11 protein-coding genes and 1 tRNA gene are annotated in these 10181 nt (G+C 39.9%); 9 read left to right on the top strand and 3 right to left on the bottom strand.

Annotated features, from left to right (window positions below):
• Nucleotides 1–259 precede the first annotated feature (259 nt).
• Both ACTF5Q_RS03655 and ACTF5Q_RS03650 read left to right on the top strand, forming a co-directional pair.
• Nucleotides 260–2110: an adenylate/guanylate cyclase domain-containing protein gene (locus ACTF5Q_RS03655; RefSeq protein ID WP_438953314.1), complete on the top strand. Its 1851-nt coding sequence runs from the start codon at nucleotides 260–262 to the stop codon at nucleotides 2108–2110.
• A 135-nt stretch (nucleotides 2111–2245) separates the two neighbouring features.
• The gene (locus ACTF5Q_RS03650; protein ID WP_438953313.1) at nucleotides 2246–2416 is read left to right on the top strand and encodes a hypothetical protein; all 171 of its coding nucleotides are present in this window, start codon (nucleotides 2246–2248) and stop codon (nucleotides 2414–2416) included.
• Between the two features lie 100 nt (nucleotides 2417–2516).
• Here the strand turns inward: ACTF5Q_RS03650 and ACTF5Q_RS03645 are convergent.
• The 3 genes from ACTF5Q_RS03645 to ACTF5Q_RS03635 form a co-directional block, all read right to left on the bottom strand.
• Nucleotides 2517–2593: transfer RNA gene (locus tag ACTF5Q_RS03645), tRNA-Arg, on the bottom strand.
• Nucleotides 2594–2725: 132 nt separating this feature from the next.
• A complete protein-coding gene (locus tag ACTF5Q_RS03640; RefSeq protein ID WP_438953312.1) occupies nucleotides 2726–4144 on the bottom strand; it encodes a dihydrolipoyl dehydrogenase family protein in 1419 nt (472 codons plus the stop codon).
• Nucleotides 4131–4871, bottom strand: coding sequence for a TVP38/TMEM64 family protein (locus ACTF5Q_RS03635; protein WP_438953311.1), 741 nt, complete (start codon nucleotides 4869–4871; stop codon nucleotides 4131–4133). Before ACTF5Q_RS03635 ends, ACTF5Q_RS03640 begins: the two co-directional genes overlap by 14 nt.
• 233 nt (nucleotides 4872–5104) lie before the next feature.
• On the opposite strand from ACTF5Q_RS03635, the gene rpmH reads away from it, so the two are divergent.
• The 7 genes from rpmH (at nucleotide 5105) to yihA (ending at nucleotide 10107) form a co-directional block, all read left to right on the top strand.
• Complete coding sequence (rpmH, locus tag ACTF5Q_RS03630; protein ID WP_048599009.1) at nucleotides 5105–5239, top strand: 50S ribosomal protein L34; 135 nt, start codon at nucleotides 5105–5107, stop codon at nucleotides 5237–5239.
• A 40-nt stretch (nucleotides 5240–5279) separates the two neighbouring features.
• Nucleotides 5280–5654, top strand: a complete 375-nt coding sequence (gene rnpA, locus ACTF5Q_RS03625) for a ribonuclease P protein component (protein ID WP_438953310.1) — start codon at nucleotides 5280–5282, stop codon at nucleotides 5652–5654.
• Nucleotides 5651–5881 carry a membrane protein insertion efficiency factor YidD gene (gene yidD / locus ACTF5Q_RS03620; RefSeq protein ID WP_153691265.1) on the top strand — a complete coding sequence of 77 codons (231 nt, stop codon included), beginning with the start codon at nucleotides 5651–5653 and terminating at the stop codon, nucleotides 5879–5881. Before rnpA ends, yidD begins: the two co-directional genes overlap by 4 nt.
• A gap of 56 nt (nucleotides 5882–5937) precedes the next feature.
• The gene (ttcA, locus tag ACTF5Q_RS03615) at nucleotides 5938–6816 is read left to right on the top strand and encodes a tRNA 2-thiocytidine(32) synthetase TtcA (RefSeq protein ID WP_438953309.1); all 879 of its coding nucleotides are present in this window, start codon (nucleotides 5938–5940) and stop codon (nucleotides 6814–6816) included.
• A gap of 115 nt (nucleotides 6817–6931) precedes the next feature.
• Nucleotides 6932–8716 (top strand): membrane protein insertase YidC, encoded by a 1785-nt coding sequence (gene yidC / locus ACTF5Q_RS03610; RefSeq protein ID WP_438953308.1) that lies wholly within the window; start codon nucleotides 6932–6934, stop codon nucleotides 8714–8716.
• Nucleotides 8717–9460 carry an MOSC domain-containing protein gene (locus ACTF5Q_RS03605; RefSeq protein ID WP_438953307.1) on the top strand — a complete coding sequence of 248 codons (744 nt, stop codon included), beginning with the start codon at nucleotides 8717–8719 and terminating at the stop codon, nucleotides 9458–9460.
• The gene (yihA, locus tag ACTF5Q_RS03600; protein WP_438953306.1) at nucleotides 9460–10107 is read left to right on the top strand and encodes a ribosome biogenesis GTP-binding protein YihA/YsxC; all 648 of its coding nucleotides are present in this window, start codon (nucleotides 9460–9462) and stop codon (nucleotides 10105–10107) included. Before ACTF5Q_RS03605 ends, yihA begins: the two co-directional genes overlap by 1 nt.
• The last annotated feature ends 74 nt before the right edge of the window (nucleotides 10108–10181 follow it).

The following is a 10181-nucleotide window of genomic DNA, read 5'->3' as shown; positions in this document are numbered from 1 at the left end:
AAATTTCTAATTGATTTAATTATAAATTATCAAAACGAAGTATATGTGCATAAATTTTCAAAAAATTAAATTTGTACGGCTTCTTTCTGGGCTTAATGTTCTTTTCTAGCTTACTTATTCTTGTTTTTGACCCCCCCCTACCTCTCAGGATGGTCCACATAGTCCACTAGTCCACAGGTAACCCTACGTCTACTAACTTTAATTGGACTGCTTATAATCTTTGTGTAATCATAAACGTTGTCCAAGTTATAGAAATTTTATGCCAGATAAAAAAATAAACCGTAAAATTGCAGTAATTTTTGCAACCGATGTAGTCGGCTATAGTAAACACATGGAGGCAAATGAAAGCGAAACCATACTCAACCTCCGCGACTGCGAGGCTATTTTAAAGGGCCTATTTTCAAAATATGAAGGACGCTTATTTAATACGGGAGGGGATTCATTTCTCGCTGAATTCCCCAGCGCAGTATCGGCCGTTGAGTGTGCGGTGGAATTTCAGGATGCAATTAAAAAACGCAACTCGACTAACGATCCGAGTGTTAAATTAGATTTCCGTATCGGCATTAATTCTGGCGATGTAGTTATAGAAAACGAGAACTTGTTGGGAGACGGAGTTAACATAGCAGCCAGACTTGAGGCACTATCTCAAACAGGTGGAGTGACAATTTCTAAATCTATCCACGATTTTGTAAAAGGCAAAACAAAGTTTGAGTTTAATGATGTTGGACTGCAAAAGGTAAAGCAAAACGAATTCCATGCTTTTGATATCTTGTTAGAGGGATCGCAGAAGCGAAGACCTCAAAAATCAGTCAGTAAAAATAAAAACCTAATAGTGATTGCTTCAGTTACGGTTCTATGCGTGATTGCGGCTAGTATTTTTTATGAAAATTTCTCCTCCAGACAAACGGTAGAAATTGAGAAAAGTAATATAGTTTCAAACAAACCAATAATTTTAGTCAAACCATTTTCATCTAGTAGCGAAGATGATGACTTAGCAAGCCAAGCAATTACAGAAAGCTTGATATCAAGCCTATCACAGTATGGTGGTGTCAGAACACTGGCTAGTAGCACATCATACGCTGTCAAACAGAAAGCCTACTCCGATGCTGATCTTATGGAAAAATTCGGTATAAACTTTGTCGTGTCAGGTTCGATACAAACCTTTGGAACAAACTCCCGTCTTTTTGCAGAAGTTTCTGATTTAAAAACAAATCAGGCACTGATGTCTATTAAAGAAGATTTTAAACTTGAAGAAATATTTGATGTTCAGGACAAAATAGGCAGAAGCATTTTAGAAAAAATTCAAGTGGAAGCCGTCGAAGGTACAAAAGCACTAGCCTCTAAGAATGATTTTAAAACTTATGAACAGTATCTGCTTTCAATTAACCATGATGTAGAATGGAGAAAATGGACTAAAGAGGGAAACTCTAATGCGATTGAAATTACTGAAAAACTGAAAGAATTAAACGTCGACAAATACGTAGTAGAAAATCTAGAGGTATGGAACATACACCAAAATATATTGCTTGGACACTCCGAAAACCCTGAAGCTGACAAAGCAATAATGTTAGAATTGTCAGATAATTTAGTTTCCAAAAGAGGAAGGGATGATGATTACTTAATAAGAGCAATAATTGAACTGGAGCATTTTGACGAAAATTGTGAATATGCTGCGGATCTCTTGAACAGAATCGCAGACCCCAGTGCCAATACAGATAACTTTATTACTTCTGGCTTTATTCATAGTAGATGCACAAATCTAGAAAAAGCAGCAGAATCATTCCGCCAAGCATTATTATTGGAACCCGTAGATCTGGGCTATCAAGTCACAAGAATGTACTCAGGAATTCTTTATGCATTGAATGAATATGAGCCTCTAAAAGAACTATTAGAACCGCTACTTCCTGATCCAGATTTATTGGGTATGCCCTTTTGGTTCTACGCGGCAGTACTTTCAGAAGAGGGAAGAGAGGATGAGGCGAGAAAGTATTATGAATTAGGTATTACTTATGGCGCTGATGAAAAGTGGATAATGCCGATGCTCAATACGCAAGAAGCGTCTGATAGGCTAAGACGTAATCTTTCGGATTATATGAACGCATCTAATTAATTAAGATCCCAATGTCTTTTCTAGTCCACTCGTCCACAGGTAACCCCACTCCAACTCACAATACCCCTGCTCACTCGAAAAGACGTTTATTTGGATCAGTTCGTTTGCTACACTCGTATCAAAAACGAGGCAGTAATGACTATTAGAAGAGCGGTAAAGTACTTCGTGTACGCAAACCTAGTTGCATGGTTATTAACGTTTTCATTCGCAGGTCTCCTTGTATGGGCACTTATGGATTTAGAGCATTGCGGCACGGGGAATGTCGAGGTCTATGACTGTATATTACCTCTAGATTTCCCTGAGTGATACAACTGCAAGATTAATGAAATTGATTAGTTTGTTACCCCAGACGTTACCCCCAAAAACAAAAGGCCCAGCACGATTTCCGCTAAGCCTTTGATTTATATGGCGCACCGGGGAGGATTCGAACCCCCGACCCCTTGATTCGTAGTCAAGTACTCTATCCAGCTGAGCTACCGGTGCACTCCAGGTGTGGTTAAGGTGAAAGTCAGGGCTTTGCAATACATAAATACATAAAAATCTATCCCCTTGCCCAATGGAGCCAAACGAGGGGATAATACAGACACCTAATTTAGTTCGTTAGCATAAACTGACTTACTTGAAGATTTTCTGAAACACTTTGACATAAAATTTCAAAAAGCTATTCCCGAAAAGCCTTGGAGCGTAGTACTCACTTACAACCCTTTTGTTAACCTCTCCGAGTGTAGGATATGGAGGTATCATTGAATTGACATTCGAAATTTTGAGGTTCCTTGAAATTAAAAACGCCCAAAAAGATATGAGCTCTCCAGCATTTTTAGAAACAATTGTGCAACCAATTACTTTTCTTCCAAATAATACAACTTCCACAAAGCCCTCAGTTTTACTATCCGTTATAGCCCTATCATTACTCTCCAAGTTCACACATGACCGTTCAACTTTATTTCCAAAACGCTTAACGGCGTCATTAAAATTCAATCCGACCGATGCTATTTCCGGGTCGGTGTATGTCACTTGAGGTATATGAGTGGTTTGTATTGTGGACGATAGACCAAATAGTGTTTTTTTAAGAACAATGCCAGCATGATAGCTGGCGGTATGAGTAAAGCTTGGACCGTCAACTATGTCCCCAATTGCATAAACTGACCGATTGGTGGTTTGCAGATTTCTATCTACAATAACTCCAAGTTCATTGTATTTAATGCCTGCTTCCGTCAAAGCCAGCTTCTCAATGTTGGGTGCGCGACCCGCGGCAATTAATAAGTCGCTAACAACAAGTGCACTAGCAGAGCTTAGATGTAATTTTATGTTAGATCTGTCGTTTTCAACACGATCAACAACAGTACCCTCAAGAATATTAACACCATCATCGATTAAACTTTTATGAACGGGCTCAACAAACCTACGCTCATAGCCCTGCATAATTCTGTTTATCTCTATTATTGTAGTTTTTACGCCTAGCCTAGCATGGGCCTGTGCCATCTCCACACCGATTGGACCTCCACCTATTATAGCAAGATGCCGAGGCGATTTTCTTAAATCGAACAAAGATTCATTAGTTAAATAATTTACTTTATCGAGACCTTTTACATTTGGAATTTTTGCCCTGGAGCCAGTAGCAAGCACGATGCGACGCGCAGTTATTTCATTGTTACCGACGACGACTGTTTTAGGATCTTTAAATTTCGCATAGTCCCTCAGTACAGTTACCCCCATTTCTTCAAAACGCTCTTGGCTATCGTGAGGAGCAATTTCTGCTATTTTTTTCTCTACATAGGTCATGACCCCAGCGTAATCTAAATCGACTATTTCTGCTTTAATGCCAAACTTATCCGATTGATTGACTTGCTTCGCGGTATTTGCTGCAGCCAGCAGAGCTTTTGAAGGTACGCAGCCGTAATTAAGACAATCCCCACCCATTTGATCGCCCTCAACCAAAACAACATTAGCCCCCAATTGTGCAGCACCAGAAGCTACAACCAACCCTCCAGAGCCTGCCCCAATGACGAGTAAATCTGCCTTAATTTTTTTCATTTCCCCGCTCCGTTATTGTTTTCGGCAAAATGCCAGAGCGCCTCATAATCATTGGCAACATAAGTAGAGCCACAAGACCCAGTATAGGACCTAGGATCACTGGACTGTATAGGAGTTCAAGGTTAGGATACTCATTTCGGTCAAATACCTCACCAACGCCAACTCCTATCCATGTAAAAACTATACCTCCGGGAATAATGCCAATAATAGTTGTCCAGATAAAATTAAAAAGTCTGACACCAACAAGTGCAGGCAAGATATTTGCTAAAAAAAAAGGGACCACTGGAACCAGCCTGAGTATCAGCATTATTGAAACTTGATTGATCGTGAGAGCATTTTTAATTCGAAAGACAAAATTACTATTGAACGTATTTGATTTATTATAATTGAAGCTCTTCACACCGTATCGAACTAGTAAGAACAATAAAGTGGCGCCAGTACTAGCGGCAGTTATATTAATTATTAAGCCTCCGCCAAGACCAAATAAATATCCACCTGAAACTGAGGCGACTGCGGCGCCTGGCAGCGAAAAAACAACCAATGTTACGTAAAATATCCAGAAACTAATGATTGATAGTGTGAAATTTTTATCACGAAATTCTGCGATTTTTGCTCTATTTTCTTTAAGAGACTCAAAACTTATCCATTCACTAAAAAAGATAAGGCTAAAAACAGCAATAATTAGAAGTAAGAATATAATTATTTTTCTTAAATCTAGTTTGTTCATTGTGTTTTCATACTTTCAATACTGCTAAATATGCTGCCAAAAATAATAAAGATTATCTAATTAATATTAACTCAAAGTCTGTCTGTGGCAAAAAATAGCTCATGGAACTGCAAAAGTATATTTGAAGTAGCAGAACGGTTTGACTTCTCTGTGTAAGGCCCTTAAAAGCCAAATTTCAGAGATATGCGACTTAACGATTCTTAGTTAGGGGCACAAAATACGGAGAATAGGCCATGAAACGTACATACCAGCCATCAAATTTGGTTAGAAAGCGCCGACATGGTTTCCGTTCTAGAATGGCAACCAAAGCCGGTAGAAAAATTCTCAATGCTCGAAGAGCAAGAGGACGGAAGTCCCTAAGCGCCTAGGATTACGCTCAGTCCTGAGACGCACTTTCGGTGCACACTCATGGAAAATTTTACAACAAATCGCCGGAATCCAAAAATCTTTTTGGAAACTCTTTCCAAAAGATCAGACTTCGTGGCTGCTTCAAAGGCAGAAAAGTATGTTGGAAAATCTATCATTGTACAGGCCCGACCCAACTCTCTTCAAAATATAAGAGTGGGCTACACGGCTAGCAAGAGGGTTGGTAATGCCGTAAAGCGGAATAGAGCTAAACGTCGGATGCGAGCAGCTGTGGCAGAAACTTTGGCTTTTTATGGGACTCCTGGAACAGATTATGTTTTGATTGGACGTGCCCAAACTACCTGTAATACAAAATTTGAAGAGCTTAAGGATGAACTAATCTGCGCTTTTGAAAACCTGAATGTGAAACTAAAATGAACCCCATTTCATTTGTAATATCACTTCCAATTAGAGCCTACAGGGTTATCTTTTCACCCTGGGTGGGACATAACTGCCGTTATCAACCGACGTGCAGCGCGTACGCCTTAGAAGCCCTGGAGAAACGTGGAGCATTAGTTGGGGTTTACTTAATCGTAAGGCGCTTACTAAAATGCCATCCCTGGGGGGGGCAAGGCTATGATCCCGTTCCTAAAAAAAGTAAATAGTCATAAGGATACATACATGACTTGTTATGGATATTAATCTAATTTAAAGCCATGTTATGCTAGATGATCTAAACGATATCCATCCTTTGTTTTACGGTGCCCCATCGAGTACTGAATTCAAAAAACTACGCCGCAGAATTATTAGAAATGTGAGCCAGGCTATCAGTGATTACGGCATGGTGGAAAGAAATGCGCGCTGGCTAGTCTGTTTATCTGGTGGGAAAGACAGTTATACACTTTTAGCAGCACTCTACGAATTAAAGTGGAGAGGTTTATTACCTGTTGATATATTAGCTTGTAATCTAGATCAGGGTCAGCCGAATTTTCCACAAACCGTTCTTCCAGAGTTTTTAGAAAAAATGAAAGTGCCTCATCGGATTGAATATCAAGACACTTATTCTGTTGTAGTTGATAAAATTCCTGAGGGTCGCACATTCTGCTCATTATGTTCACGATTACGACGTGGCCACTTATACCGTATTGCACGGGAAGAAGGTTGTTCAGCAGTTGTACTAGGCCACCACAGAGATGACATCCTTGAAACTTTTTTTATGAACCTTTTCCATGGCGGCCGGCTTGCTACAATGCCGCCAAAACTTGTAAATGAAGAAAAAGATTTATTTGTCTACCGACCCCTTGCTTACGTAGCCGAAACGGATTGTGAAAAATTTTCGAAGCAAATGGATTATCCAATAATTCCGTGTGATTTATGTGGGTCTCAAGATGGACTGCAGAGACAGCAAGTAAAAAAGATTATAGATGGATGGGAAAAAAATAGCCCTGGACGACGTCAAGTAATGTTTCGCTCGTTGATGAATACTAAACCTTCTCATTTACTGGATACTAATTTATTCGATTTCTTAGGTTTGCAGAGAGAACTGATAGACGAACCCAAAATCCAATCTGACTCAAAAATTAGAGATATTGTTGAATAATCTCTATTTTTTTAATTAAAATTAACATGGTATCTATAAATTCACTCAAACAGGCTTGACCTTTTTGATCTTAGTCTGTTGAACGTGTGTAAAATAGAAAGATTTGGCGGCTTTTATGGACGATCAGAATAAAAATCTAATCTTAGCATCCGTGCTTAGTTTTGTTGTTATTATCGTTTGGTTTGTTTTATTTCCTCCACCAGAGCCAATTCAAACCGAAGAGCAAAATATAGAGCAAACACAGACCCAAAATTTGCCCGCTCAAGATATTCAGGAAAATGTAACCTTACCGTCCGATCTCAGTGACAATAAAGATGTCCCCAGCATCGAGATTGAGACAGACCGAGTTGTCGGATCGATCTCACTAGAGGGTGGAAGAATAGACAATCTTTCTTTGAAGGACTATCGCGTTGCTTTGGATGAAACCGCCGAGATAGTGACTCTGTTAAAGCCAAGTAGTATCCCACACGCATTTTATGCTGCATATGGTTGGGCAGCATTAGCTGGACTAGATTCCAAGTCAGTCCCAAATCCAGATACTATTTGGTCAGTGTCAGGCAACCCAAAATTGACGCCAAAAGATCCTGTAACGATATATTGGGATAACCAAAATGGCCTTTTGTTCAGCCGAACAATATCAATTGATGAAAATTATCTTTTCACAATCGACCAGACTGTTACAAATAAAAGTGGTTCTGAAGTGCAGTTAAGGCCCTATGGCCTTCTCAGACGTCATGGCGAGCCACTTGGTCTCAAAAATTTCTTCATACTTCATGAAGGATTAGTCAGAATGTCCGATGGAACCTTAGCTGAGGACAGTTATGATGATCTTAGAGACTATTCATACAGTGACAGAGAAGCCGCATACGCGGATAGAATTGAAGTGGAAAATTCGGGATGGATTGGTTTTACCGACCATTTCTGGATGGCAACGCTTATTCCAGAACAAAACAACAGGTTTCGCTCTACCGCTAAGTATTATGATAAATCTGATATTTTTCAGGCAGAGACCGTTTTTAGTCCCCAGACCGTGGGTACAGGACAGTCGGCAAGCGTAACTTCTTACCTTTTTGCTGGAGCAAAAGAATGGGAGGCAATACGAAATTACGAAAGAACCGGCGTAGATGGCTTTTTAGATAGTATCGATTGGGGTTGGTTCTTTTTCTTAACAAAGCCGATCTTCGCAGCTCTACATTATTTAAATAAGTTCATCGGCAACACAGGCTGGGCAATCATTGGCTTAACGTTATTAATAAAAACTCTGTTGTTACCTTTGGCGTATAAGTCTTACGTTTCGATGGCAAAAATGAAAGAGCTCCAACCAGAGATGGAAAAAATAAAGGAGCGCACAGGTGGCGATAGACAAAAATTACAAGCTGAAATGATGGAGCTTTATAAAAAAGAAAAGGTAAACCCCGCAGCAGGTTGCTTGCCAATATTACTCCAAATACCAATTTTCTTTGCACTGTATAAAGTGATATTTGTTACTCTGGAACTCAGACACGCTCCCTGGATTGGGTGGATAAAGGATCTTAGCGCTCCAGACCCTTCTACTATCTTAAATCTTTTTGGTCTGCTTCCTTGGGCAAACCCATTTCCACCGGAAAGCTTACTATTTATATTCTCACTGGGCATTTTGCCAATTTTACTCGGAATATCTATGTGGCTTCAGCAGAAGCTAAACCCTGCGCCAACTGATGCAACTCAAGCTATGATTTTCGCATGGATGCCATGGGTATTTATGTTCATGCTGGGCACTTTCGCTTCCGGTCTCATAATATACTGGATTGCGAACAACATGATAACGTTTGCTCAACAATATATGATCATGCGATCTCAAGGTTACAAACCCGATGTATTTGGCAATATAAAGGCAAGCTTCAAGCGAAAAAAAACCTAAATGGCTTACTTATCAGAAATATGGCGCTATCCTATAAAATCACATGGGAGAGAGAGTATTTCGGAAGTTAGAGTAAGATCTAGAGAGACACTTCCGTATGATAGAGTTTGGGCCGTACTGCACGAGAATAGTACCGCAGATGGTAGTAAGTGGGTAGCTTGCCATAATTTCTCAAGAGGCGCCAAAGCACCTGGACTAATGGCTATTTCAGCGAATTTCGATCAGGCGACAAATACTCTGAAAATGTCACATCCGAATAAAAATGATTTAATTTTTTGCCCGGATACCGAGGGTAACAAATTAATTGAATGGACCAAAGATCTTATACCCAGTGACAGGAGTGGATCTGCTAAGCTTATTAGAGCACAGGCATCTGCGATGACGGATACGGATTATCCTTCAATAACTATTTGCAGCTCAACGTCACATGACGCTTTAGCTGCAGAAATGGGGCTAGATTTGTCAAAGGTTAGGTGGAGAGGAAATCTGTGGATAGATGACCTTAAACCATGGGAAGAAATGGAATGGGTAGGTAAAATAGTTCAGATTGGAAATATACAATTTGATATAGTAGAGCCTGTACAACGATGCATGGCAACAACTGCTAACCCTGAGACCGGAGTACGTGATGCGGATACTTTAGGCGCATTACAGGCACACGGTCATCAGAATTTTAGTGTTTACGCAGTTGCAAAAAATAATGGAACTTTAAGTTTGGGTGACAAACTTACGTTAATTGATTGATGCTAGAGTTTAAGGAAAGTTCTGAACCGGATGAGTTTGCCAGAGAAAAGGGAAGAAAACTCTTCGCTGGAAACGTAGACTTTTTGAAAGGTGTGGTGGACATGAATGGTCTACCTCCCGCAGATAGGCTTGAAGTATGCTTCGCAGGAAGATCCAACGTGGGCAAATCTTCACTGATAAATGCAGTCACTGGAAGAAAGTCTATTGCAAGAGCGTCCAACACTCCTGGACGGACGCAAGAAATTAATTTTTTCAAAACTGAGGACCATCACTATCTTGTAGACTTGCCTGGTTATGGTTTTGCAAACGCTCCAATTGACGTTGTAAAAAAATGGCAACAACTGTTGAAGCGTTATTTATCAGGGAGATCGTCGCTTCGTAGGGCATTTGTACTAATTGACATTCGCCATGGAATTAAAAAAGTCGACGAAGAAATTATGGACTTATTAGATACGTCTGCAGTCACATTTCAATGTGTTTTAACAAAATGTGACAAAGTAAACTTAGAACAAAGAAACCAGATACTAAATCAGGTGAGAAAGAAACTTCAAACCCACCCAGCAGCCTTTCCAGAACTATTAGTTACTTCGGCGGAAGATAAAGTCGGGCTCGAGGCGCTGCGGAGTATAATTGCAACATTAGATTAGTATGTTGAAATATAATGTTTCACTATAAGGCTACATTGGGGTAGTAGAAAACCTCTACACTTTTGGATTATCTA

The organism is Candidatus Salinivivens marinus, assembly GCF_965655845.1.
Lineage (GTDB): Bacteria > Pseudomonadota > Alphaproteobacteria > Rhodobacterales > Rhodobacteraceae > Salinivivens > Salinivivens marinus.
The sequence above is the reverse complement of the archived record's forward strand: the minus strand, read 5'-3'. Positions and strand labels throughout refer to the sequence as shown.

What these genes read in the sequence shown, in the direction of transcription:
- ACTF5Q_RS03655 (WP_438953314.1), top strand. Translation starts at nt 260, where the DNA reads ATGCCAGATAAAAAAATAAACCGTAAAATTGCAGTAATTTTTGCAACC.
- ACTF5Q_RS03650 (WP_438953313.1), top strand. Translation starts at nt 2,246, where the DNA reads ATGACTATTAGAAGAGCGGTAAAGTACTTCGTGTACGCAAACCTAGTT.
- ACTF5Q_RS03640 (WP_438953312.1), bottom strand. Translation starts at nt 4,144, where the DNA reads ATGAAAAAAATTAAGGCAGATTTACTCGTCATTGGGGCAGGCTCTGGA.
- ACTF5Q_RS03635 (WP_438953311.1), bottom strand. Translation starts at nt 4,871, where the DNA reads ATGAACAAACTAGATTTAAGAAAAATAATTATATTCTTACTTCTAATT.
- rpmH (WP_048599009.1), top strand. Translation starts at nt 5,105, where the DNA reads ATGAAACGTACATACCAGCCATCAAATTTGGTTAGAAAGCGCCGACAT.
- rnpA (WP_438953310.1), top strand. Translation starts at nt 5,280, where the DNA reads ATGGAAAATTTTACAACAAATCGCCGGAATCCAAAAATCTTTTTGGAA.
- yidD (WP_153691265.1), top strand. Translation starts at nt 5,651, where the DNA reads ATGAACCCCATTTCATTTGTAATATCACTTCCAATTAGAGCCTACAGG.
- ttcA (WP_438953309.1), top strand. Translation starts at nt 5,938, where the DNA reads ATGCTAGATGATCTAAACGATATCCATCCTTTGTTTTACGGTGCCCCA.
- yidC (WP_438953308.1), top strand. Translation starts at nt 6,932, where the DNA reads ATGGACGATCAGAATAAAAATCTAATCTTAGCATCCGTGCTTAGTTTT.
- ACTF5Q_RS03605 (WP_438953307.1), top strand. Translation starts at nt 8,717, where the DNA reads ATGGCTTACTTATCAGAAATATGGCGCTATCCTATAAAATCACATGGG.
- yihA (WP_438953306.1), top strand. Translation starts at nt 9,460, where the DNA reads ATGCTAGAGTTTAAGGAAAGTTCTGAACCGGATGAGTTTGCCAGAGAA.